At 72.2% G+C, this 24,306-nt stretch carries 23 protein-coding genes; all 23 read left to right on the top strand.

Going from position 1 to position 24,306, the window contains the following annotated elements:
* Nucleotides 1–38 precede the first annotated feature (38 nt).
* The 23 genes from aroB (at nucleotide 39) to A6035_RS08270 (ending at nucleotide 24,304) form a co-directional block, all read left to right on the top strand.
* Nucleotides 39–1,166: a 3-dehydroquinate synthase gene (gene aroB / locus A6035_RS08380; RefSeq protein ID WP_108847408.1), complete on the top strand. Its 1,128-nt coding sequence runs from the start codon at nucleotides 39–41 to the stop codon at nucleotides 1,164–1,166.
* Nucleotides 1,163–2,263 (top strand): aminopeptidase P family protein, encoded by a 1,101-nt coding sequence (locus A6035_RS08375; RefSeq protein WP_108847407.1) that lies wholly within the window; start codon nucleotides 1,163–1,165, stop codon nucleotides 2,261–2,263. Before aroB ends, A6035_RS08375 begins: the two co-directional genes overlap by 4 nt.
* Before the next feature lie 93 nt (nucleotides 2,264–2,356).
* Entirely contained in the window at nucleotides 2,357–2,920 is a 564-nt protein-coding gene (efp, locus tag A6035_RS08370) for an elongation factor P (protein WP_108847406.1), read from the top strand.
* A 2-nt stretch (nucleotides 2,921–2,922) separates the two neighbouring features.
* On the top strand, nucleotides 2,923–3,477 hold the full coding sequence (gene nusB, locus A6035_RS08365; RefSeq protein WP_108847405.1) for a transcription antitermination factor NusB: 555 nt from the start codon (nucleotides 2,923–2,925) through the stop codon (nucleotides 3,475–3,477).
* Between the two features lie 69 nt (nucleotides 3,478–3,546).
* The gene (gene pyrR / locus A6035_RS08360; RefSeq protein WP_108847404.1) at nucleotides 3,547–4,131 is read left to right on the top strand and encodes a bifunctional pyr operon transcriptional regulator/uracil phosphoribosyltransferase PyrR; all 585 of its coding nucleotides are present in this window, start codon (nucleotides 3,547–3,549) and stop codon (nucleotides 4,129–4,131) included.
* The gene (locus A6035_RS08355) at nucleotides 4,128–5,069 is read left to right on the top strand and encodes an aspartate carbamoyltransferase catalytic subunit (protein ID WP_061228662.1); all 942 of its coding nucleotides are present in this window, start codon (nucleotides 4,128–4,130) and stop codon (nucleotides 5,067–5,069) included. The genes pyrR and A6035_RS08355 overlap by 4 nt, the downstream gene beginning before the upstream one ends.
* Nucleotides 5,066–6,412: a dihydroorotase gene (locus A6035_RS08350; protein WP_108847403.1), complete on the top strand. Its 1,347-nt coding sequence runs from the start codon at nucleotides 5,066–5,068 to the stop codon at nucleotides 6,410–6,412. The genes A6035_RS08355 and A6035_RS08350 overlap by 4 nt, the downstream gene beginning before the upstream one ends.
* Nucleotides 6,409–6,948 (top strand): PH-like domain-containing protein, encoded by a 540-nt coding sequence (locus A6035_RS08345; protein WP_108847402.1) that lies wholly within the window; start codon nucleotides 6,409–6,411, stop codon nucleotides 6,946–6,948. The genes A6035_RS08350 and A6035_RS08345 overlap by 4 nt, the downstream gene beginning before the upstream one ends.
* Entirely contained in the window at nucleotides 6,945–8,153 is a 1,209-nt protein-coding gene (carA, locus tag A6035_RS08340) for a glutamine-hydrolyzing carbamoyl-phosphate synthase small subunit (protein ID WP_108847401.1), read from the top strand. Before A6035_RS08345 ends, carA begins: the two co-directional genes overlap by 4 nt.
* Nucleotides 8,153–11,512, top strand: coding sequence for a carbamoyl-phosphate synthase large subunit (carB, locus tag A6035_RS08335; RefSeq protein WP_108847400.1), 3,360 nt, complete (start codon nucleotides 8,153–8,155; stop codon nucleotides 11,510–11,512). Before carA ends, carB begins: the two co-directional genes overlap by 1 nt.
* A complete protein-coding gene (gene pyrF / locus A6035_RS08330) occupies nucleotides 11,512–12,363 on the top strand; it encodes an orotidine-5'-phosphate decarboxylase (RefSeq protein ID WP_108847399.1) in 852 nt (283 codons plus the stop codon). Before carB ends, pyrF begins: the two co-directional genes overlap by 1 nt.
* Nucleotides 12,364–12,787: 424 nt before the next feature.
* Nucleotides 12,788–13,111, top strand: a complete 324-nt coding sequence (gene mihF, locus A6035_RS08325) for an integration host factor, actinobacterial type (protein WP_007631925.1) — start codon at nucleotides 12,788–12,790, stop codon at nucleotides 13,109–13,111.
* 7 nt (nucleotides 13,112–13,118) lie between these two features.
* The gene (gmk, locus tag A6035_RS08320; protein WP_108847398.1) at nucleotides 13,119–13,721 is read left to right on the top strand and encodes a guanylate kinase; all 603 of its coding nucleotides are present in this window, start codon (nucleotides 13,119–13,121) and stop codon (nucleotides 13,719–13,721) included.
* A gap of 65 nt (nucleotides 13,722–13,786) precedes the next feature.
* Nucleotides 13,787–14,071, top strand: coding sequence for a DNA-directed RNA polymerase subunit omega (gene rpoZ / locus A6035_RS08315; RefSeq protein ID WP_061228655.1), 285 nt, complete (start codon nucleotides 13,787–13,789; stop codon nucleotides 14,069–14,071).
* The gene (gene coaBC, locus A6035_RS08310; RefSeq protein ID WP_200836428.1) at nucleotides 14,068–15,348 is read left to right on the top strand and encodes a bifunctional phosphopantothenoylcysteine decarboxylase/phosphopantothenate--cysteine ligase CoaBC; all 1,281 of its coding nucleotides are present in this window, start codon (nucleotides 14,068–14,070) and stop codon (nucleotides 15,346–15,348) included. The genes rpoZ and coaBC overlap by 4 nt, the downstream gene beginning before the upstream one ends.
* Before the next feature lie 60 nt (nucleotides 15,349–15,408).
* On the top strand, nucleotides 15,409–16,620 hold the full coding sequence (gene metK, locus A6035_RS08305) for a methionine adenosyltransferase (RefSeq protein WP_200836429.1): 1,212 nt from the start codon (nucleotides 15,409–15,411) through the stop codon (nucleotides 16,618–16,620).
* 45 nt (nucleotides 16,621–16,665) lie between these two features.
* Nucleotides 16,666–18,711, top strand: a complete 2,046-nt coding sequence (locus A6035_RS08300) for a primosomal protein N' (RefSeq protein ID WP_108847396.1) — start codon at nucleotides 16,666–16,668, stop codon at nucleotides 18,709–18,711.
* A gap of 58 nt (nucleotides 18,712–18,769) precedes the next feature.
* Nucleotides 18,770–19,324, top strand: coding sequence for a peptide deformylase (gene def / locus A6035_RS08295; protein ID WP_108847395.1), 555 nt, complete (start codon nucleotides 18,770–18,772; stop codon nucleotides 19,322–19,324).
* A 3-nt stretch (nucleotides 19,325–19,327) separates the two neighbouring features.
* A complete protein-coding gene (fmt, locus tag A6035_RS08290; protein ID WP_108847394.1) occupies nucleotides 19,328–20,260 on the top strand; it encodes a methionyl-tRNA formyltransferase in 933 nt (310 codons plus the stop codon).
* A 254-nt stretch (nucleotides 20,261–20,514) separates the two neighbouring features.
* Nucleotides 20,515–21,855 carry an RsmB/NOP family class I SAM-dependent RNA methyltransferase gene (locus tag A6035_RS08285; RefSeq protein ID WP_108847393.1) on the top strand — a complete coding sequence of 447 codons (1,341 nt, stop codon included), beginning with the start codon at nucleotides 20,515–20,517 and terminating at the stop codon, nucleotides 21,853–21,855.
* Nucleotides 21,856–21,879: 24 nt separating this feature from the next.
* On the top strand, nucleotides 21,880–22,548 hold the full coding sequence (rpe, locus tag A6035_RS08280) for a ribulose-phosphate 3-epimerase (protein WP_108847392.1): 669 nt from the start codon (nucleotides 21,880–21,882) through the stop codon (nucleotides 22,546–22,548).
* A 2-nt stretch (nucleotides 22,549–22,550) separates the two neighbouring features.
* On the top strand, nucleotides 22,551–23,681 hold the full coding sequence (ribD, locus tag A6035_RS08275) for a bifunctional diaminohydroxyphosphoribosylaminopyrimidine deaminase/5-amino-6-(5-phosphoribosylamino)uracil reductase RibD (protein ID WP_108849157.1): 1,131 nt from the start codon (nucleotides 22,551–22,553) through the stop codon (nucleotides 23,679–23,681).
* Entirely contained in the window at nucleotides 23,681–24,304 is a 624-nt protein-coding gene (locus A6035_RS08270; RefSeq protein WP_108847391.1) for a riboflavin synthase, read from the top strand. The genes ribD and A6035_RS08270 overlap by 1 nt, the downstream gene beginning before the upstream one ends.
* Nucleotides 24,305–24,306: the final 2 nt, after the last annotated feature.

The following is a 24,306-nucleotide window of genomic DNA, read 5'->3' as shown; positions in this document are numbered from 1 at the left end:
ACACGCGTGCCCAGACGATCGATGAGCGGGAGCGACAGATGAACCAGGATGCGAACACCAGCGACCCCGTCGTCGTGGAGGTGCGTGCCGCGGATCCGTATTCCGTGGTGATCGGCCGCGGGTTGCTACCGGAGATCCTCGAGGCGTGCTCGTCCTCGCGGACCGTCGCGATCTTCTACCAGCCGCCTCTGGCGCAGACGGCCGAGACGCTGCGCGAGAAGCTCGCCGAGGTGGGGGTGGACGCCCACCGCATCGAGATCCCCGACGCCGAGGCCGGGAAGGACCTCGCCGTCGCCGGGTTCTGCTGGGACGTCCTCGGCCAGATCGGCCTCAACCGCAAGGACACCATCGTCAGCCTGGGAGGCGGGGCCGCCACCGACCTCGCCGGCTTCGTCGCCGCCACGTGGATGCGTGGCGTACGGGTGGTGCACATCCCCACGACGTTGCTGGCGATGGTCGACGCGGCCGTCGGCGGCAAGACCGGCATCAACACGGACGCGGGCAAGAACCTGGTGGGCAGCTTCCACGAGCCGGCGGCGGTGTTCGTCGACACGGCCACCCTCGAGACCGTTCCCCGCAACGAGTTGGTCTCGGGCATGGCCGAGGTGGTCAAGTGCGGCTTCATCGCCGACCCCGTGATCCTCGACCTCATCGAGGCGGACCCGGAGGCGGCCCTTGACCCGTCCGGGGACACGATCGTCGAGCTGATCCGCCGCAGCGTGCAGGTCAAGGCCGACGTCGTGGGGCAGGACCTCAAGGAGTCGGGACTGCGGGAGATCCTCAACTACGGGCACACCCTCGGCCACGCGGTCGAGCGTCGCGAGCAGTACCGCTGGCGTCACGGCGCCGCGATCAGCGTGGGCATGTGTTTCGTCGCGGAGCTGGCGAGGCTCGCCGGTCGCCTCGACGACGCGACGGCTGAACGGCACAGCTCGGTCCTGGCCTCGCTCGGCCTGCCGACCGGGTACGACCCGGACGCCTTCCCGCGCCTCCTCGAGCTCATGGCCGGGGACAAGAAGAACCACTCCGGCTTCCTGCGCCTGGTGGTACTGGACGGGCTCGCGCGCCCCTCCCGGATGGAGGCCCCGGACCCGTCGCTGATGACGGCCGCCTACGCCACCATCTCCGAGGGCCGTGCCCCGAGCGGCGGGGGGATCCTCCTGTGATCGAGCGACTCGCCCCCCGCCGGAAGGCCCTGGCCGCCGCCCTGGCGGACGTCGGTGCACAGGGCCTGTTGGTCACCGATCCGCGCAACATCGCCTACCTGACCGGGTTCCGCGGGTCGGGTGGTGTCGCGTTGGTGGATGACGACGGCGAGGCGGTGCTGTGCACGGATTCGCGGTACGAACTCCAGGTGGTCGAGCAGGCCCCGGACGTGGGGCACGTGATCTCGCGGGAGTACGTTTCCGGCGTGCTGGGGCGTCGCCGCGGCCCCGCGGAGGCCCCGCTCGCCGTGGAGGCGGAGCACATGACGCTGTCCGCGGCGTCCGCCCTCCGCCGCGCGCTCGCGGACACCGGGGGAGCGGCCACCCGCATCGTCGAGACCAGCGGCCTCGTGGAGCAGGTGCGCCGCACCAAGGACCCCGAGGAGTTGGCGCTCATCGAGCGCGCCTGCGGCGTGGTCGACGAGGCGTGGACACACCTGCTGACCACCGGTGCCATCGCCGCGGGCCGCACCGAGCGGGAGGTCGCGGCCGACCTCGAACACGCGATGCGGCGGGCGGGGTCGGACGGTGTGGCGTTCGAGACGATCGTCGCCTCGGGTCCCAACGGCGCGCACCCGCACCACGTGCCGGGCGACCGGGTGCTCGCCGACGGCGACCTCGTGGTGGTCGACTTCGGCGCCACCGTCTCCGGCTACGCGTCGGACTGCACCCGCACGGTCGCGCTGGGCACCGCTCCGGAGCGACTGCTGGACGCCTACGAGGTCGTCCTGCGTGCGCAGCTGGCCGGCGTGGAGGCGGTGCGAGAGGGGACGGGATGCGCGGAGCTCGACGCGGTGAGCCGGGGCATCATCGACGACGCCGGGTTCGGCGACCACTTCGGCCACTCGCTGGGTCACGGGGTGGGCCTCGACGTGCACGAAGCGCCCGCGGTGTCGACGAGGTCCACGAGTACACTGTCCGACGGCGATGTGATCACCATCGAGCCGGGGATCTACCTCCCCGGCCTCGGCGGGATCCGTATCGAGGACACCGTGGCCGTCACCGGCGGTGGCGGGAGGTCCCTGACCACCACGTCGAAGGCTCTCAGGGTGCTCTGACCATCAGGTGCCCCGAGTGGTCTCCCCACGACCACGCGCGCGGTGCCGTCACCGGCCGCCGCGCCCGACGACTTTCCCGAAGGAGTACCGACCATGGCGTCCACTGCCGACTTCAAGAACGGCCTCGTCCTCAAGGAGGAGGGCCAGCTCTGGCAGATCACCGAATTCCAGCACGTCAAGCCCGGCAAGGGCCCCGCGTTCGTGCGGACCAAGATGAAGAACGTGGTGTCCGGCAAGACCATCGACAAGACCTTCAGCGCCGGCGTGAAGGTCGAGACCGCGACGGTCGACCGCCGGGACATGACCTTCCTCTACCGCGACGGTGAGGACTACGTCCTCATGGACGAGCAGGACTACGAGCAGATCAACGTCCCGCCCGCCGTGATGGGCGACGCCGCCCGCTTTTTGCTGGAGAACACCTCGGTCCAGGTCTCCATGCACGAGGGCGTGCCGCTCTTCGCGGAGATGCCGGTGGCCGTGGACCTGCTGGTCCAGCACACCGATCCGGGCCTGCAGGGTGACCGTTCGACCGGCGGCACCAAGCCGGCGACGCTCGAGACCGGCGCCGAGGTACAGGTGCCGCTGTTCATCAACACGGGCGACAAGCTGCGTATCGACACCCGCGACGGCCGTTACCTCAGCCGGGTGAACGACTGATCATGGCGGACGAGGTCGACCACCGGCGCCGAGGAGCTCGGTACCGGGCGCGCAGGCGTGCCGTCTCTCTGCTCTTCGAGGCCGAACTGCGGGACGCCGACGTGGTGCAGCTCGCGGAGGAACGCCGGCGGATGGGCGAGGAGTCCCAGGAGTTCCACGACGTCGCGCCGTACACCATGGAGATCGTCACCGGCGTCGCCGAGCGGCTCGACCGGCTGGACTCGACGATCTCCGAGCACCTGCGGGAGTGGACGCTCGAGCGGCTGCCCGCCGTCGATCGCGCGGTGCTCCGCTCGGCCGCGTGGGAGCTGCTCTTCGGCTCCGACGAGGTGGACGCGGCCGTGGCGATCGACCAGGCGGTCCTGTTGGTGTCGGACCTGTCCGCGGAGAAGTCGGTGCCGTACGTCAACGCAGTGCTCGACCGGGTGGCCGGGCTGGCCCAGCACATCCGGGCCGCCGAGCGGGCCGTGTCGAGCCTGGAGGGCCCGGCCGACGCCGAGGCGCCGGACGTGTCGCAGGCCACGTCCGACGATCCGGGGACGGGCGCGGCCGACTGATAGAGTTCAGGTCCGAAAGCTATCCCTTTAACGAGCCGTCCAGCGAGGCGGACAAGGAGGTGGTGATCGGTGAGCGCTGACGGTTCGGAGACGAACTCGGTGTCACTCTTCACGTCCGACGACGTCGCCAGGACGGTGTCCCGCCTGGCACATCAGATCATCGAACGCACTGCTGCGGACGCGCCCGGCTCGGGCCCCGTGGTGCTGCTCGGCATCCCGACCCGCGGCGTGCCGCTGGCCGCCCGCCTCGCCGAGCGGATCCGCGAGTTCAGCGGGGCCGAGGTCCACGCCGGGTCGCTCGACGTCACGCTCTACCGTGACGATCTCGCGGGCGGACCGCACCGGCCTCTGGGCCCCACGAGGGTCCCGTCGCAGGGGATCGACGGGGCCACGGTCATCCTCGTCGACGACGTGCTGTTCTCGGGCCGGACCATCCGGGCCGCGTTCGACGCGCTCCGTGATCTCGGTCGGCCCGCCCGCGTCCAGCTGGCGGTCCTCGTCGACCGCGGTCACCGCGAGCTGCCCATCCGCGCGGACTACGTGGGCAAGAACGTCCCGACCTCCCGGGAAGAGGGCGTGTCGGTACGGCTCACCGAGATCGACGGCACCGACGCCGTGTTCCTGCGGCGACCCGACCCGGAGAGGATGCGATGAAGCACCTGCTCTCGGCGGCCGACCTCGACCGGGACGCGGCGCTGTCGATCCTCGACGAGGCGGCGCGCCTGAAGGAGGCCCTCCTCGGCCGCGAGGTCCGCAAACTGCCGACGCTGCGGGGCAAGACGGTGCTGACGGTGTTCTACGAGAACTCCACCCGGACCCGCGTGTCCTTCGAGACCGCCGGCAAGTGGATGAGCGCCGACGTCATCAACGTCTCGGCCAGCGCGTCCTCCGTCCAGAAGGGCGAGTCGCTCCGCGACACCGCGTTGACCCTCACCGCCATCGGTGCCGACGCCCTCATCGTCCGCCACCCCGCCTCGGGTGCGGCGCAGCAGATCGCCGGCTGGGTCGCCCCCGGAGGGGCCGGCCCGTCGGTCATCAACGCCGGTGACGGCATGCACGAGCACCCCACCCAGGCACTGCTCGACGCCATGACACTGCGCGAGCGGCTCGGCGGTGTCGAGGGACGCCGCGTGGTGATCGTCGGCGACATCCTGCACTCACGGGTCGCCCGGTCCAACGCCCTGCTGTTGTCGACACTGGGCGCGGAGGTCGTCCTCGTCGCTCCGCCCACGCTGTTGCCGGTGGGCGTGGAGTCCTGGCCCGTCCGCGCCTCCACCGATCTCGACGCCGAACTGGACGGCGCGGACGCCGTCATGATGCTGCGCGTCCAGGCCGAACGGATGAACGGCGGGTTCTTCCCGTCCGCCCGCGAGTACGCGGTGCGCTACGGACTCGGACCCGCCCGCGCGGCCCGGCTCGGGGAGGACGTCGTGGTCCTGCACCCCGGCCCGATGGTCCGCGGCATGGAGATCGGCTTCGACACCGCCGACGCGCCGTCGTCCGCGATCCTCCAGCAGGTCACCAACGGGGTGCACGTCCGCATGTCGGTCCTGCTGCACGCCCTTGTCGGAACGGAAGGAAACCCCGAGTGAGCGCCCACTCTGCGCCTACCCTGCTGCTACGTCGGGTACGCCCCTACGGAGAGGGCGACCCCGTGGACGTCCTCGTCCGGGACGGCCGGATCGCGGCGATCGGCGACGACGCCGGCGCCCACGCCGAGGCCGGTTCCGCGGATGTCACCGACGGTGGCGAGGGCGTCGAGATCCTCGACTTCGACGGGGCGGTCCTGCTGCCCGGGTTCGTCGATCTGCACACCCATCTGCGCGAGCCCGGCCGCGAGGACACCGAGACCATCGCGACCGGATCGGCCGCCGCCGCCCGCGGCGGCTACACCGCCGTGTTCGCGATGGCCAACACCCAGCCCCCGCAGGACAACCAGACGGTCACCGACTCGGTCTTCAGGATCGGCCGCGAGGTCGGTCTGTGCGACGTCCACCCCGTCGGCGCCGTCACCGTCGGACTCGCCGGCGAGCAGCTCACGGAGATGGGGCAGATGGCCTCGGGGGAGGCCCGCGTACGGGTCTTCTCCGACGACGGCATGTGCGTGTACGACCCGCTGGTGATGCGCCGCGCCCTCGAGTACTCGGCCGGTCTCGGCGTGCTCATCGCGCAGCACGCCGAGGAGCCGCGGCTGACCCGCGGAGCGGTGGCACACGAGGGGCCCACCGCGGCACGCCTCGGGCTCACCGGCTGGCCGCGCTCGGCCGAGGAGTCGATCGTCGCCCGCGACGCGATCCTCGCCCGCGACGCCGGTGCCCGCGTCCACATCTGCCACGCCTCCACGACCGGCACCGTCGAGCTGCTGCGGTGGGCCAAGGCGCAGGGCATCTCGATCACCGCCGAGGTCACCCCGCACCACCTGCTGCTGGACGACTCGCGACTCGAGTCGTACGACGGCGTGTACCGCGTCAACCCGCCGCTGCGCGAGGCGCACGACGCGGCGGCACTGCGCGAGGCCCTGGTCTCCGGGGTGATCGACTGCGTCGCCACCGACCACGCCCCGCACGCGGCCCAGGAGAAGTGCTGCGAGTTCGCCGCCGCCCGTCCCGGCATGCTCGGCCTCGAGACCGCCCTGCCCATCGTCGCCGCACTGCTGGTCGAATCCGGGGACATGACCTGGCGGGACCTCGCCCGCGTCATGAGCACCCGGCCCGCCGAGATCGCCGGCCTGTCGGACCAGGGGCGGCCGATCGCGGTGGGGGAGCCGGCCAACCTCGCCGTCGTCGACCCCGACTCCCCGTGGACCGTCGTGGGCGAGGAGCTCTCAAGTCTGTCCGCCAACACCCCCTACGAGGGAATGACGTTCGCGGCGAGGGTCGTCGGCACCGTGTACCGGGGCCGCCTGACCACCCGCGACGGAGAGGTACTCGCATGACCCAGGACATCTGGACCGTCATCTTCGTCATCGCCGTCCTGCTCGGTCTGATCGGTCTGATGACGCTCGGCTGGCGGAACCGGAGCCGATCCCAGGCGGGTCTGTTCGGTGACCTGCCGGCACCGCCCGCCGACCCGGGCGAGATCGTGTTGGGTCCGCTGTCCGGCGTGTACATCGGAAGCACCATCGCGGGCGACTGGCAGGCCAGGATCGCCCGCCCGCCGCTCGGGCACCGCTCTGCCGGCACCCTCACCGCCCACACCGACGGCCTGCGACTCGACCTGGCCGACGCCACCATCTGGATCCCGCGCGCCGACCTCGTCGACGTGCGCCGCGCCTCGGCACTGGCCAACAAGACCGTGCCCGGCGGCGGCATCCTCGTCGCCCGCTGGCAGGTCACCGGCGCGGACGGCCGCACACTCGTCGACTCGGGCTTCCGGGCCGACGACAAGGACGGCTACCCCCGCTGGGAGACGCTGCGCGGTGACGCCGCCCCCACCCCCGATACCGACTCCACCACCGAGGAGAAGCAGTGACATCGCACAGCACCACGCCCGCGCGACAGGGGGTCGGCGAGCCCGCCGCACTCGTCCTCGAGGACGGGCGTATCCACCGGGGTCAGGCCTTCGGCGCCACCGGCACCACGCTCGGCGAGGCGGTGTTCACCACCGGTATGTCCGGGTACCAGGAGACCCTCACCGATCCGTCCTACTGTCGGCAGATCGTCGTGACCACCGCGCCCCAGATCGGCAACACCGGCTGGAACGACGAGGACGGCGAGTCGCTGCTGGACGGCGAGGTCGGCGGCGGCCGCATCTGGGTCGCTGGCCTCGTCATCCGCGACCTGTCGCGCCGCGCCTCGAACCAGCGCTCCACGCGCACGCTCGAGGAGGAGATGGTCACCCAGGGCATCGTCGGGATCGCGGGGATCGACACCCGCGCGGTCGTCCGCCACATCCGCGAGCGCGGTGCGATGAAGGCCGGCATCTTCTCCGGCGCGGACCTCTCCGACGACGAGACCATGCTCGCCGCCGTCCGCGCCCAGGAGTCCATGGCAGGCGCGTCGCTGTCCGACGAGGTCACCACCTCCGAGCCGTACGTGGTCGAGCCGGAGGGCGAGACCAGATTCTCGGTCGCCGCCCTCGACCTGGGCATCAAGTCCAACACGCCGCGCATGCTCGCGGCACGGGGCGTCCGCGTCCACGTGATCCCCGCCGGCTCGACCCTCCAGGACGTCCTCGACCTCGATGTCGACGGGGTCTTTCTGTCCAACGGGCCCGGCGACCCGGCGACCGCCGACGCCGCCGTGCACCTCACCAAGGAGGTCCTCGGCCAGGGCATCCCGTTCTTCGGCATCTGCTTCGGCAACCAGATCCTCGGGCGCGCGCTGGGCCTGGACACGTACAAGATGCGGTTCGGTCACCGCGGCACCAACATCCCGGTGATCGAGAAGGCCACCGGCTCGGTGGCCATCACCTCGCAGAACCACGGGTTCGCCCTCCGCGCCCCCGAGAACGACACCTGGGAGACGCCGTGGGGGACCGCGACGGTCACCCACGTGTGCGCCAACGACGGCACCGTCGAGGGCGTCGCCCTCACCGACGGCAGCGCGTTCTCCGTCCAGTACCACCCCGAGGCGGCCGCGGGTCCCCGGGACGCAGCGGACCTGTTCGACCGCTTCGTCAGCCTGCTCGCCTCCTCCGACACCGGCTCCGCAGACTCCAGAAAGGGCTCGAACTGATGCCCCGGCGCACAGATATCAACCACGTCCTCGTCATCGGCTCCGGCCCGATCGTCATCGGCCAGGCCAGTGAGTTCGACTACTCCGGGACCCAGGCGTGCCGTGTGCTCAAGTCGGAGGGGCTGCGCGTCACGCTGGTCAATTCCAACCCGGCCACGATCATGACCGACCCCGAGTTCGCCGACGCGACCTACGTCGAACCGATCACCCCCGAGTACATCGACAAGATCTTCGTCCGCGAGGCCGAGCAGGGCCATCCCGTCGACGCGGTCCTGGCGACCCTGGGCGGGCAGACCGCGCTCAACGCCGCCATGCAGCTCGACGCCCAGGGGATCCTCACCAAGCACGGCGTCGAGCTCATCGGCGCCGACATCCCGGCGATCAACCGCGGCGAGGACCGCCAGACCTTCAAGGACATCGTCGCCAGCGTGGGCGGCGAGTCCGCGCGCAGTGCCGTGTGCCACACCATGGAGGAGGTCCACGCGACTGTCGCCGAGCTCGGCCTACCCGTCGTCGTCCGCCCGTCGTTCACCATGGGCGGCCTGGGTTCCGGCCTCGCCTTCACCACCGAGGACCTCGAGCGGATCGCCGGCGGCGGGCTGTCGGCCTCGCCCACCGCGAACGTCCTCATCGAGGAGTCCATCCTCGGGTGGAAGGAGTTCGAGCTCGAGCTCATGCGCGACAACAAGGACAACGTCGTCGTCGTGTGCTCGATCGAGAACGTGGACGCCCTCGGCGTGCACACCGGCGACTCGGTGACGGTCGCGCCGTCGATGACGCTGACCGACCGCGAGTTCCAGGACATGCGCGACCTCGGCATCGCGATCATCCGCGAGGTCGGCGTCGACACCGGCGGCTGCAACATCCAGTTCGCCGTCAACCCGGTCGACGGCCGCATCGTCGTGATCGAGATGAACCCGCGCGTGTCCCGCTCGTCGGCGCTGGCCTCCAAGGCCACCGGCTTCCCGATCGCCAAGATCGCGGCCCGCCTCGCCATCGGCTACTCGCTCGACGAGATCACCAACGACATCACGGGGGAGACCCCGGCGTGCTTCGAGCCGACCCTCGACTACGTCGTCGTCAAGGCCCCGCGTTTCGCGTTCGAGAAGTTCCCGGGTGCCGACGACACCCTCACCACCACGATGAAGTCGGTGGGCGAGGCCATGAGCCTCGGCCGCAACTACCGCGAGGCGCTCGGCAAGGTCATGCGCTCGCTCGAGACCAGGGCCGCCGGCTTCTGGACCCTGCCCGACGAGGTCATCGCCCCGGGGCGTTCGACCGACGTCTCGGCGGTCCTCGATGACCTCCGCCGCCCGACCGAGGGCCGCATGTACGACGTCGAGCTCGCGCTGCGCCTGGGCGCCACGGTCGAGCAGGTCCACGAGGCCTCGGGCATCGACCCGTGGTTCGTCGACGAGGTCGCCGCACTGGTCGAGCTGCGCCAGGAGATCATCGACGCCCCGGTCGTCGACGAGCCCCTGCTGCGTCGCGCCAAGCACAACGGGCTGTCCGACGCCCAGATCGCGGCGCTGCGCCCCGAGTTCGCCGGGGCCGAGGGCGTGCAGCGCCTACGGCACCGCCTGGGGGTGCGCCCCGTCTACAAGACCGTCGACACCTGCGCGGCGGAGTTCGAGGCCAAGACCCCGTACCACTACTCCACCTACGAGCTCGACCCCGGCGCCGAGTCGGAGGTCACTCCGCAGACCGAGCGGGAGAAGGTCATCATCCTGGGCTCCGGTCCCAACCGGATCGGCCAGGGCATCGAGTTCGACTACTCGTGCGTGCACGCCGCCCTGACCCTGTCCGAGGCCGGGTACGAGACCGTGATGGTCAACTGCAACCCGGAGACCGTCTCGACCGACTACGACACGGCGGACCGCCTCTACTTCGAGCCGCTCACGTTCGAGGACGTCATGGAGGTCTACCACGCCGAGTCCGAGTCGGGAACGGTCGCGGGCGTCCTCGTCCAGCTCGGCGGACAGACCCCGCTCGGCCTGGCCGCCCAGCTCGAGGAGGCCGGGGTGCCGATCGTCGGCACCAGCCCGTCCGCCATCGATCTTGCCGAGGACCGCCGCGAGTTCGGCGAGGTGCTGGTCCGCGCCGGCCTGCCCGCCCCCGCGTTCGGCACCGCGATCAACGCGGAGGAGGCCACGACCATCGCCGCGGACATCGGCTACCCGGTTCTCGTGCGCCCGTCCTACGTGCTGGGCGGCCGGGGCATGGAGATCGTCTACGACGAGGCCTCCCTGCGCTCCTACATCGACCGGGCGACCGAGATCAGCCCGGACCGGCCGGTCCTGGTGGACCGCTTCCTCGACGACGCCGTCGAGATCGACGTCGACATCCTGTGTGATGGCACCGAGGTCTACCTCGGTGGCGTGATGGAGCACATCGAGGAGGCCGGTATCCACTCGGGCGACTCCGCCTGCGCGCTCCCGCCGATCACCCTCGGCCAGGACGACATCGACCGTGTCCGCCGTTCGAGCGAGGCCCTCGCCTTCGGCATCGACGTCAAGGGTCTGATGAACGTGCAGTACGCCATCAAGGACGACGTCCTCTACGTCCTCGAGGCCAACCCGCGCGCCAGCCGCACCGTGCCGTTCGTCTCCAAGGCGACCGGTGTCCACCTGGCCAAGGCCTGCGCCCGGATCATGATGGGCGAGTCGATCGCCGCGCTGCGCGAGGAGGGGCTCCTGCCCTCGGACCGGGACGGTGGCTCGCTGCCCGCGGACGCGCCCGTCGCGGTCAAGGAGGCGGTCCTCCCGTTCAACCGCTTCCGCACCCCGGAAGGCGACACCGTCGACTCCCTGCTGAGCCCGGAGATGAAGTCGACCGGCGAGGTCATGGGCATCGGGCCCGACTTCGCCGTCGCCTTCGCCAAGGGGCAGCTCGCCGCCGAGGGTGTCCTCCCCACGTCGGGCACCGTGTTCGTCTCGGTCGCGAACCGGGACAAGCGCTCGATGGTGTTCCCCGCGCAGCGCCTCGCCGCTCTCGGGTTCACCGTGCTGGCCACCGAGGGGACGGCGCTGATGCTGCGGCGCTACGGGATCGCGTGCGAGACCGTGGCGAAGCTCTCCGAGTCGGGCACGGGTCCCGTGGACGCCGAGGGCAACGCGGTGCGGACGATCGTCGACCGCATCAACGCCGACGAGGTGGACCTCATCCTCAACATCGCCTCCTCGACGGGCGGGACCCGGGCGGACGGGCACGAGATCCGCTCCGCCGCCATCTCGCGTCGCGTCCCGTGCGTCACCACCGTCCAGGGCGCCACGGCCGCCGTCCACGGCATCGAGGCGACCCGCCGCGGCGACGTCGCCGTGAGCCCGCTGCAGGACCTGCACTCGGGGTTCGCCTCCTGATGAACGTCTCCGCCCCCCGGGCCCCCTTCGGCGAGCGGTTGCGCTCAGCGGTCTCCGTCCGCGGCAACCTCTGCGTGGGGATCGATCCGCACCCCGCACTGCTCGAGGCGTGGGGGCTCGGGGCGGACCCCGACGGGCTCGCCGAGTTCGCACACCGGTCGCTCGAGGCGTTCGCGGACCTCGTGCCGGCGGTCAAGCCGCAGGTCGCGTTCTTCGAGGAGCACGGCTCGGCCGGTATCGGCGTTCTCGAACAGGTCCTCGCCCGGATCGGCGAGGCCGGTGCGCTGTCCGTCGCGGACGCCAAACGCGGCGACATCGGCTCGACCATGGCCGGGTACGCCCGGGCGTGGCTGCGCGATTCCTCTCCGCTCGCGTGTGATGCGCTCACCGTCTCCCCGTACCTCGGGGTCGGATCGCTGGACGCCGCGTTCGAGGCGGCCTCGGAGACCGGGCGGGGGCTGTTCGTCCTCGCCCGTACCTCCAATCCCGAAGCGGGTCCGTTGCAGCGCTCGCTCGGGTCCTCGGGGTCGGTCGCGCAGGCGGTGGTCGACGAGGTGGGCCGCCGCAACGGCCCGGCCGACCCGGGGGTGCCCGGCCCCTTCGGTGTGGTCGTGGGGGCCACGGTCGCCGATCCGCCACGGTTGGACGCGCTGCACGGGCCAGTCCTCATGCCGGGCGTGGGGGAGCAGGGCGGCACCCTCGAGGACGTCAGGAGGATCGCCGGGCCGGCGCTGCCGCTCACCCTGGTCAACGTCTCGCGCCACGTCCTCCGAGCTGGCCCGGACGTCGACGCGATGCGGACCGTCGTGTGCGACCTGGCGGCACAGTACAGGTTCGGCGGCGGCTCCTGAGTCACCGCCGTCCTCTCCGGTGCACCCGCGTCACATGGCGACACGTCACCGGCGTCCCCGACGGGAGCCGGATCGGCGGCATTCGGGTGGTTCGACTCGCGGCGGCCGAGGCGCGCCGCTAGTCTTCTGTACAACCTCACCACGCCAATGCGCAGTTCAGACGGGGTACCGCTACGGGGCCCTGCGCTGGTACGGGGTCCCTCGGCCGCGTACTGTTGCTGAGGTCATCAGGCCCGGAACAGTGGACATCCCCTCGGGGGAGTCGGAACCGCCCGGGTACGGTGAGCACGAGGGAGCGCCCGCTCCCGGAGGCGATCCGCAGCCCGCGGACGCGCCGGGGACGGTCACCGCACACCAGGCGGGGGTGTCCTACGGTGGACACCCGCGTGAGTCATGAGACACACACGAACGAGACGGAGGAATTGTGGCCCTTCCCCAGTTGACCGATGAGCAGCGCGCTGCTGCTCTGGAGAAGGCGGCTGCCGCCCGTCGCGCCCGGGCTGAGCTCAAGGAGCGCCTGAAGCGCGGCGGCACCGACCTCAAGCAGGTGCTCAAGGATGCCGAGAGCGACGAGATCCTCGGCAAGATGAAGGTCTCGGCGCTGCTCGAGGCCCTGCCGAAGGTCGGCAAGGTCAAGGCTCAGGAGATCATGACCGAGCTGGAGATCGCGCCGACGCGCCGTCTGCGTGGTCTCGGTGACCGCCAGCGTCGCGCACTGCTCGAGCGGTTCGACTTCACGGTCGACTGATCGGCGAATGAACACACCGTCGTCCGGGGTTGCCCCGGAGGCGACGGCGAAGAGGGGCCGGCTGATCGTCTTGGCCGGCCCCTCCGCTGTCGGCAAGTCAACCGTCGTCGCCCGCCTGCGCGAGCGCCTGTCCGATCTCTACTTCAGCGTCTCCATGACCACCCGCGACCCCCGCCCCGGCGAGGTCGACGGTCGCGACTACTACTTCGTCACCACCGAGGAGTTCCGCGACGCGGTCGCGGGGGGCCGCATGCTGGAGTGGGCCGAGATCCACCGGGGACTCCAGCTCTCCGGCACCCCCGCCGAGCCGGTCCGCCGCGCCCTGGACGAGGGCCGGCCCGTCCTCATCGAGGTCGATCTGGCCGGGGTCCGTCAGATCCGCGAGTCCCTGCCCGAGGGCACGACCGTCTTCCTGGCACCTCCGTCATGGGAAGAGCTTGAGGTCCGCCTGCGGGGTAGGGGCACCGAACCCCACGACGTGGTCGCCCGCCGACTCGAGACCGCGAAGGTCGAGATGGAGGCCCGCGACGAGTTCGACGTGGTCGTCGTCAACGACGAACTCGAGGCCGCCGTCGACGAGTTGGTATCATTGCTGGTCGGCCGCGACTAGCGCCGGTCCCAGCGTCACCCGGGTGTCACCAGACACCGCCCGCAGTACCCAGAGGAGATCCCATAGTGGCCACCACCGAAGCCGCAGCGGCCACCCCGCTGTACGACACCCCGATCGGCATCACCAACCCCCCGATCGACGAGCTGCTCGAGCGGGCGTCCTCCAAGTACGCGCTCGTGATCTTCGCCGCCAAGCGCGCGCGGCAGATCAACTCGTACTACAACCAGATCGAGGAGGGCATCCTCGAGTACGTGGGCCCGCTGGTCGACCCGGGTCTGCACGAGAAGCCGCTGACCATCGCGCTGCGCGAGCTGCACTCCGACCTGCTCGACTGCGCCGAGGGCGAGTGAGCCCCTCCGGGGACGACATGCGCGGTAAACGGGTCGTCGTCGGCGTGGGCGGCGGGATCGCCGCGTACAAGGCCTGCGGCCTGATCCGGCTCCTCACCGAGTCCGGGTGCCACGTCGACGTCGTCCCCACCGAGGCGGCCCTGCACTTCGTCGGGTCCGCCACCTTCGAGGCCCTCTCCGGCAACCCGGTGTCGACCGGGGTGTTCTCGGACGTGCCGTCAGTCCGCCACGTCGCCCTCGGGCAGCGGGCGGACCTCGTCGTCGTCGCCCCCGCCACCGCCGACCTGCTCGCCCGCGCGGCGAGCGGCCGGGCGGACGACCTCCTCACCTCCACGCTGCTCACCGCGCGCTGTCCGGTCCTGCTCGCCCCGGCCATGCACACCGAGATGTGGGAGCACCCCGCCACCCGGCGGAACGTCGACACCCTCCGCGAGGACGGCGTGCGCGTCATGCCCCCGGCCTCCGGCCGCCTCACCGGCGCCGACACCGGCGCCGGGCGCCTGCCCGAACCGTCGGACATCGCCCGGCTGGCGTGGCTCCTCCTCGACGGCGGAACCCTGCCGTGGGATCTGGCGGGCCGGCACGTCGTGGTGACCTCCGGCGGTACCCGTGAGGAGATCGATCCGGTCCGGTTCCTCGGCAACCGGAGCTCCGGCAAGCAGGGTCACGCGATCGCCGCGGTGGCCGCGGCACGTGGCGCCCGGGTCACGTTGGTGACGTCCTCGGACCTCCCGGTCCCCGCGGCCGTCGAGGCCGTGCACATCGAGTCCGCACTGGAGTTGCGGGAGGAGACCCTGCGCGCCGCCGCCCACGCCGATGTCGTCGTCAAGGCCGCGGCCGTCGCCGACTTCCGGCCGGCGGACGTCTCCGAATCCAAACTCAAGAAGGGCAGCGAGTCGGAGCCGGCCGAGATCAGACTGCAGCGCAACCCGGACATCCTCGCCGACCTCGTCGCGGCCCGCTCCGCCGGCGACGTCCCCGCCCCGTGTGTGCTGGTCGGTTTCGCGGCCGAGACCGGGGACTCCTCCGGATCGGTCCTCGAGCACGGCCGGGCGAAGCTCTCCCGGAAGGGGTGCGACCTCCTCGTCGTCAACGAGGTCGGGCGGGACACCACCTTCGGCCAGGACGACAACGGGGGCTGGATACTCGGCGCCGACGGCGCCGAGACCACGCTGGACCGGGCGAGCAAGGACCTCCTGGCGGACCGGCTGCTCGACGCCGTCACGGCGCTCAGCCTCCGCCGGACCCGCCGGAGTGACGCGGACCGCACCGACTAGTCTGTTCCCACGCGATCGGCACCGATCACACGCGATCCCACCATGGAAGAGAGAAGCACTGTGACGCAGGCACGTCGGCTGTTCACCAGCGAGTCCGTGACCGAGGGGCATCCGGACAAGATCTGTGACGCCATCTCAGATTCGATTCTGGACGCGATGCTGGAACAGGACCCGGCGGCCCGCGTGGCCGTGGAGACCATGGTCACCACCGGTCAGGTTCACGTGGCCGGCGAGGTCAAGACCACCGGGTACGTGGAGATCCCGCAGCTCATCCGCGACAAGATCGTCGAGATCGGCTACGACTCCTCCGACAAGGGCTTCGACGGGGTCTCCTGTGGCGTGTCGATTTCCATCGGCCAGCAGTCCCCGGAGATCGCCCAGGGCGTGGACACCTCCCACGAGGCGCGCACCTCCACCGAGTCGGTCGAGGACGCCATCGCCCGCCAGGGCGCCGGCGACCAGGGCCTGATGTTCGGCTACGCCTGCTCGGACACCCCCGAGCTCATGCCGCTGCCGATCGCGCTGGCCCACCGCCTGTCCCGGCGGCTGACCGAGGTGCGCAAGGACGGCACCCTGGACTACCTGCGCCCGGACGGCAAGACCCAGGTCACCATCGAGTACGACGGTGACCGCGCGGTCCGTCTGGACACCATCGTCATCTCCACCCAGCACTCCGACGGCATCGACCTCGAGACCACGCTGCGCGACGACCTGACCGCTCACGTGATCGACCCGGTACTGGCCGATGCGGCCGGCGACATCGACACCTCCGACTTCCGCCTGCTGGTCAACCCGACCGGCCGGTTCGTGCTCGGCGGCCCGATGGGCGACGCGGGGCTGACCGGACGCAAGATCATCGTCGACACCTACGGCGGCATGGCCCGCCACGGCGGCGGCGCCTTCTCGGGCAAGGACCCGTCCAAGGTCGACCGCTCCGCCGCGTACGCCATGCGCTGGGTCGCCAAGAACATCGTCGCCGCCGGGCTGGCCGAGCGCGTCGAGGTCCAGGTCGCCTACGCCATCGGCAAGGCCGCCCCCGTCGGCCTCTTCGTCGAGGCCTTCGGCACCGAGAAGGTCGACATCGACCGTCTCCAGCAGGCCGTGACCGAGGTTTTCGACCTGCGTCCGGGCGCCATCATCCGCGACCTGGACCTCAAGCGGCCCATCTACGCCCCCACCGCGGCCTACGGCCACTTCGGACGCACCGACGTCGACCTGCCCTGGGAGCGCGCCGACCGCGTCGAGGACCTCAAGAAGGCCGCCGGACTGTAGAGCCGACGCACCCGGGTGTCGTAGCGGGGTGCGAGGATTCCCGACGTGACGACAACGCGCCCGGCGACCCGGGTCGCGGCGGCCGAGCGCCCCGTGGCCCGGGTCCTGCCGTTGCTCGGGGTACCTCACCTCGACCGCGAATTCGACTACCGGGTGCCCGAGTCGATGTCGGCCGAGGCTCTCCCCGGCGTACGCGTGCGGGTGCGCTTCGCCGGCCGACTGGTCGACGGCTTCCTCGTCGAACGCACGGCCCACACCGACCACCAGGGCGAGCTCGCCTGGCTCGAGCGCGTGGTCTCCCCGGAGCCCGTGCTCACCTCGTCGCTGCTGCGCCTGGTCGACCTCGTCGCGCGCCGGTGGGTGGGCACGCGGTCCGACGTGCTCCGACTGGCCATCCCGCCCCGGCACGCGGCGGCGGAGAAGTCCGTGCCCGAGCCCGGCGCGCCCGCGGGGGTGTCGATCGGTCCGGTCGAACTACCGACGGGCTGGGAGGACCACCCGATGGTCGCCAGGTTCCTCGAGGCGGTCACCGGCGGTGTGCCGGCCCGGGGGGTGTGGACGGTGCCCCCGGGCCGGGACTGGGCGCGGTCGTTGGCCGCCCTGGCCGACTCCGTCCGTCGACGGGGTCTGCAGGTGCTGCTCATCGTCCCGGACCAGCGCGACGTCGACCGCCTCGCCGCGGCGTGCCGCGAGGTGGTCGGGGGCGGCGCGGACGGCCGGGACCTCGTCGCGGATCTGTCCGCGGGAGTGGGTCCCTCCGCCAGGTACCGGCGCTGGCTGCGCGCGGTCCGCGGTCACGCACGGATCGTCGTGGGCACACGCAGCTCCGTGTTCGCTCCACTCCCCGAACCGGGGCTCATCGTGCTGCATGACGACGGTGACGACTCCTTCGTCGAACCCCGCGCCCCGTATCCGCACACGCGCGACGTCGCCGCTCAGCGTTCCGCGCTCGAGGGCACCCCACTGCTGCTGACGTCGGTGGACCGGACGCCCGAGGTCGCGGAGTACGTGAGGACCGGATGGGCGCACGAGATCCGGCCCCGGGCCGGCCTGATCCGTGAGCTGGCCCCACGGGTGGTGGCCGTGACGGACGCCGACCCGGTCCAGGCACGCGACGTGGCGGGCGGCCGTACGCGCCTCCCGGCCGTCGCGTTGACGATGGCCCGCGAGTCGATCGACGTGGACGCGCCGGTTCTGGTCCAGGTACCCCGGAAGGGGTTCATCCCCACTCTGCTGTGCGGTTCCTGCCGGACGCCCGCCCGGTGTCGACGCTGCAACGGCCCCCTGCGCGCCGGCCGCATGGACGAGGTCTACGGGCCGGTCGAGCTGGCGTGTGGGTGGTGCGGGGCGCCCGAGCCGGGATTCCGGTGTGTGGCCTGCGGATCGCGTGCGTTGCGCGCCGGGGTCGTCGGCGCGGGACGCACGGCCGAGGAGCTGGGCCGGATGTTCCCCGGGGTGCGGATCCGCACGAGCGGGGGAGGAGAGATCCTCGACTCCGTGCCCGCGAGTCCCGCGATCATCGTGTCCACCCCCGGGGCCGAGCCCGTCGCCGAAGGCGGATACGGTGCCGCGCTGCTGCTGGACTCGTGGGCCCTGCTCGGGCGGCCCGACCTGAGGGCCGTGCAGAACGCACTCCGGCTGTGGATAGGCGCCGCCGGGCTCGTCCGACCGGCCGACGAGGGCGGCAGGGTGTTCCTGTCAGCGGACTCCGAATCCGCGGTCGCGCAGGCGCTGGTGCGGTGGGACCCGCAAGGCTGGGCGGAGCGCGAGCTCGCCGACCGCGCAGAGGTCGGGTTCCCCCCGGCGGTCCACATGATGGCGGTCGACGGCCCCGCGGCGGCGCTGGCGGAGTTCCTCGAGGACTTCCGGTTCGCCGACAGCGTCGAGGTGCTCGGCCCCGTGGACCTCCCCCCTGGCGAGGAGCTGCCGGGCCATGACGAGGTGGAGGATCCGGAGCGGGTGCTCCTCCGCGTCCCCCCGGCGATGCTGAACGACGTCGCCGCTGAGCTGCGCGCCCTCATCGTCCGGCGGGCGGGCAGACGTTCCACCCATCCGCTGCGTGTCCGCCTGGATCCCGTGAACATCGGATGACCGACACAGCGCCTAGAATGGCTGTTCATCACCGACGCCCCGAGGAGACCCGATACGCATGACCGTCCACCCCGTCCGGCTCTTCGGCGATCCCGTCCTGAGGACCGCCGCCGATCCCGTCACCTCCTTCGACGACCGGCTGGCGCGGACGGTGACGGACCTCATGGACACGGTCGCCCACGAGGAGGGGGCCGGCCTCGCCGCCCCGCAGATCGGCCTGTCCACCCGCGTGTTCGTCTACACCTGTGGGGGTCGACGGGGCCACCTGGTCAATCCGGAATGGGAAGCCATCGGGGACGAGACCACCGAGGTCAACGAGGGCTGTCTGTCCATCCCGGGGGTATCGATGCCCACGGAGCGGTTCGCCAGGGTCCGCGCACGCGGGTTCGACATGAAGGGTGACCCCGTCAGCTTCGAGGCGGACGGCATCCTCGCCCGCGCGGTCCAGCACGAGATCGACCACCTCGACGGGGTGCTGTTCCTCCAGCGGCTCACCCCGGAGCGTCGCCGCGCCGCGATGGCCGAGATCCGCTCGTCCTCGTGGTTCGGGAGCGCCGCCGTCAGCGCCGGGGTCGTCTACGACCAGCTCTCCGACGCCATGGCGGTGAGGTGACCGATGCGCCTCGTCTTCGCCGGCACCCCCGACGTCGCCGTCCCGTCCCTGCGGGCCCTTCTCGACAGTGACCGCCACGAGGTGGTGGCCGTGGTCTCCCGCCCCGACGCCCGCACCGGACGGGGCCGCGGGCTGTCCCGCAGTCCCGTCGCGGCCGCCGCGGACGCGGCCGGGATCGAGGTCCTCACCCCGCCGAACGCCCGCGATGCCGGGTTCGCCGAGCGGCTGCGCGAGCTGGCACCCGACGCCGTCCCCGTGGTCGCCTACGGTCACCTCGTGCCGCGGCCCGTGCTGGAGATCCCGACCCACGGCTGGATCAACCTGCATTTCTCCCTCCTGCCCGCGTGGCGGGGGGCCGCCCCCGTCAACGCCGCCATCGCCGCCGGCGACGAGGTCACCGGGGCCACGACGTTCCGGCTCGACGAGGGGATGGACACCGGCCCCGTGCTGGGGACGATGACCGAGACGGTCCGGCCGCGCGACACGGCCGGCGACCTCCTCGGGCGACTGTCCGAGTCCGGGGCCGGCTTGCTGGTCGCGACCCTCGACGGCCTCGAGGCGGGGGACCTGCGTCCGGTGCCACAACCGACCGACGGTGTCTCCCACGCGGGGAAGCTCACCGTCGACGACGCGCGGGTGCGGTGGTCAGACCCCGCCCTGGCGGTGGACCGGCATATCCGGTCGGTCACGCCGGCGCCCGGTGCGTGGACGAAGCTCGGCGGCGAGCGGGTGAAAATCGGCTCGGCCCGCCCGGCCGAAGAGACCGCCCCCGACCTCGAGCCCGGCCGTATCGCGTGGGACAGGAAAATCGTGCACGTGGGCACGGCCTCGGCTCCGATGGTGCTCGAGACCATCCAGCCCCCGGGTAAGAGGATGATGGACGCGCTCAACTGGGTCCGCGGTGCACGCCTCGACGCCGAGGCGGCCTTCGAGTGAGCGCCGACGGCGGGCGGGGCCGCGGCGCCGGGAGCGGCGGCGGCAGGGGCGGCGACGGTGCCGGCCCGAAGCGTGGAGACGGCAGAGGCCGCCCCCGCGACGCCGGCGGAGACCGCCCGCGGTCGGGCGGCCACCATCGGACAGGGAGCCAGCAACGGTCAGGGGGCCAGCGTTCGGGCGGCCAGCAACGATCAGGTGACCGGCAGCGCTCGAGGGACCAGCAGCGACCGCAGCGACGGCCCGACGCGAGGTCGGTGGCCCTGACGGTCATGGCGGCGGTCCGGGAGCGCTCTGCCTACGCCAACCTCACGCTGCCGGCGGAGCTGCGCCGGGCGAAGCTCGACGCCCGCGACGCCGCCCTTGCGACCGAGCTGACCTACGGCACCCTCCGCGCGCAGGGCCTGCTCGACCGCATCATCACCCTCGCGTCATCGCGCCCCGTCGAGGAGATCGATCCGCCGGTGCTCGACCTGATCCGCCTGGGCGCCTACCAGCTGCTGTTCACGCGCATCGGCGCGCACGCGGCCGTCGACACCAGCGTGGAGGCGGCCCGCACCGCGGGGCTCGGCCGCGCAGGAGCGTTCGTCAACGCGGTCCTGCGCAAGATCTCGGCGCGCGACGCGGCCGCGTGGGTCGAGGCGCTGCGCGACGGCGTGACCGACCCGGTCGCGAGAATGGCCATCGGCACCGCCCACCCGGAGTGGATCGCCCGCGCGTTCGCCGACTCGCTCGGTGCGGCCGCCGGGGAGCTGCCCGAGCTGCTCGCCGCGGACGACGCGCGGCCCAGGGTCCACCTGGCCGCCCGCCCGGGCGCGATCTCCGCCGAGGAGCTGGCGTTGGTCACGGGGGGCCGCGAGGGCGAGCTGTCGCCGTACGCGGTGCACCTCGACTCCGGCGACCCGGGCACACTCGACGCCGTGCGGGAGGGGATGGCCGCGGTCCAGGACGAGGGCAGCCAGCTGGTCGCGTTGGCCGCCGCACGCGCGCCGTTGGACGGCCCGGACGGCGGACGCTGGCTCGATCTCGCCGCCGGACCCGGCGGGAAGGCGGTCATGCTGGGCGCACTCGCGGAGATCGAGGGCGGGACCCTCACCGGCGTCGAGGTGTCACCGCATCGCGCCGACCTGGTCCGCGAGGCAACTCGGGACCTGCCGGTGACGGTGCACACCGCCGACGGCCGCGACCCCGGCCTCGAGCCCGGTTTCGACCGTGTCCTCCTCGACGCGCCGTGCTCGGGCCTGGGCGCGCTGCGTCGACGCCCCGAGGCGCGGTGGCGCAAGACGACCGCGGACATCCCCGAGCTGGTCTCGCTGCAGCGCGAGCTGCTGGACTCGGCGATGCGGCTGGTGCGACCGGGGGGTGTGGTGCTGTACGCCACGTGCTCGCCGCACCTGTCGGAGACGGTGTCGGTGGTCCGCGAGGCAGCGCGCCGGGATGACGTGGAGACGCTCGACGTGCGCGAGATCCTCGCGGACATCGGCGGCGCGGTCGGCGGCCGGCCCGACGGGCTGGGGGAGGGGCCGTGGGTGCAGCTGTGGCCGCACCGGCACGGCACCGACGCGATGTTCATGGCGGCGCTGCGGCGGACCCGCTGACGCGGCCCGCCTAGACTGGGCGGCATGTCGTACCAGCCGCTCATCGCGCCGTCGATCCTGTCCGCCGACTTCGCCCGCCTGGATCGCGAGATCGAGCGCATCCCGTCCGCCGACTGGATCCACGTGGACGTCATGGACGGCCACTTCGTGCCCAACCTGTCGTTCGGCGCGCCGGTCGCCGCGGCAGTGGGCCGGGTGACCGACAAGCCGATGGACTGCCACCTCATGATCGAGGACCCGCTGCGCTGGGTCGGGGACTACGTCGAGGCGGGCGCCGCGAACGTGACCTTCCACCTCGAGGCCGCCGACGACCCGGTGGCGGTGGCCGACCTGCTGCACGTCAAGGGCAGCCGGGCCGGGGTCTCGATCAAGCCGGGCACGCCCGCCGAGATGTGCTTCGAGGTGCTCGACCACGTGGATCTGGTCCTCGTGATGAGCGTCGAACCGGGCTTTGGCGGTCAGAAGTTCATGCCCGGGTCGCTCGACAAGGTCCGCGCCCTGCGCGCCGAGATCGACCGTCGGGGCCTGGACGTCCTCATCCAGATCGACGGCGGGGTCGACGCCGACACGATCGGGGACTGCGCGGCCGCCGGCTGTGACGTCTTCGTGGCCGGTTCGGCCGTCTACGGCGCGCCGGACCCCGACGCGATGATCGGAACCCTGCGCGACCGGGCGCTCGCCGCGCGGGCGTGATCGTGCCCGACGAGACCGGCCCCGAGGCGGTCGCCTCCGCGACGACGCCGGCGCGCCGCCGGGAGCGCGCCGCTCTCGCCGAGGCCATCGCCCTCTCGCGGACCGCTCTCGGCGTGAGCACCCCCAACCCGCCGGTCGGCGCGGTGGTGCTCGACGCCGCCGGTGCGGTCGTCGGGCGCGGTGCCACCGAGGCGCCGGGCGGGCGGCACGCCGAGGTGGTGGCCCTCGACGAGGCCGGTGACCGGGCGAGGGGCGGCACGCTCGTGGTGACGTTGGAGCCGTGCGACCACCACGGCCGCACGGGCCCCTGTACCGCGCGGGCCCTGGCCGCCGGCGTCGCGCGCGTGGTGTACGCCGTGTCGGATCCCAACCCCGTGGCGGCCGGCGGAGCCGACACCCTGCGGCGTGCTGGGGTCGACGTGGCCGGGGGCGACGACGACGAGGTCCGCGCCGCCGGGGACGGCCCGCTCCGGGCGTGGCTCCACCGACAGGCCCACGGCCGACCGTTCGTCACCTGGAAGTACGCGGCCAGCCTGGACGGCAGGGTGGCCGCGTCCGACGGATCGAGCAAGTGGATCACCGGGCCCGTCTCGCGACACCACGCACACGCGAGGCGGCAGGAGATCGACGCCCTCGTCGTCGGCACCGGGACCCTCACCGCCGACGACCCCGCACTGACCGCCCGCCTCGAGGACGGACGCCCCGCCGCACGCCAGCCCCTCCGGGCGGTCATGGGCCTGTCCGCCGTGCCCACCGGCGCGGCCGTCCGAGGGGACGACGGCCGGTTCCGGCACCTCGCCACCCGGGACCCCTCCGAGGCGCTCGCGATGCTCGGTGACGTGTGTCACGTCCTCGTCGAGGGCGGCCCGCGGCTGGCCGGGGCGTTCCTGGCCGCCGGGCTCGTCGACGAGGTCGACGCCTACATCGCCCCGCTCGTGCTCGGCGGCGGATGGTCGGCCGTCGAGGGGGCCGGCGTCGCCACGCTCGCCGACGCGCACGGCTTCACCGTCCGCGAGACCACCGTCCTCGGCACCGACGTCCACGTGCGCATGACGGCGTCGACCACCCGACCCGCGCCCGCGGCCCCCGACCCGCAGGCGCCCGCGACCCCACCGACGAGAGGACCCCGCTGATGTTCACCGGAATCGTTGAGGAGCTCGGCACACTCGAATCGATCGACCGGCGCGGCGACTCGGCGCGGCTGCGGATCCGCGGCCCGCTGGTCACCTCCGACGCCGGCCACGGCGACTCGATCGCCGTCAACGGCGTCTGCCTCACCGTCACCGAGTGGGAGACCGGTGCCCACTTCGACGTGGACGTCATGGCCGAGACGCTCGACCGCACCGCGCTCGCCGCCCTCGCGCCCGGTGACCCCGTCAACCTGGAGCGCGCCATGCGCGCCGACGCCCGCTTCGGCGGCCACATCGTCCAGGGGCACGTCGACGGCACCGGCCGGGTCGTCAGCCGCGTCGAGCACGAGCACTGGCACGTCCTGCGGATCTCCCTGCCCGGCGACCTCGCCCGCTACGTCGTGGAGAAGGGCTCCATCACCGTCTCCGGCACCTCGCTCACCGTCTCGGCGGTCAGCGGGCCCGGCGAGGCCGACGCCTGGTTCGAGGTGTCGCTCATCCCCACCACCCTCGAGGCCACGATCCTCGGTGGCCTGGCCCACGGGGACCCTGTCAACCTCGAGGTGGACGTGCTGGCCAAGTACGTCGAGCGGCTGCTGGACGGACGCGGTGGCGGGTCCCGCTGACC

The organism is Dietzia lutea (assembly GCF_003096075.1).
Lineage (GTDB): Bacteria > Actinomycetota > Actinomycetes > Mycobacteriales > Mycobacteriaceae > Dietzia > Dietzia lutea.
Note: the sequence above shows the minus strand (reverse complement) of the source record. Positions and strands in the feature narration are given on the sequence as shown.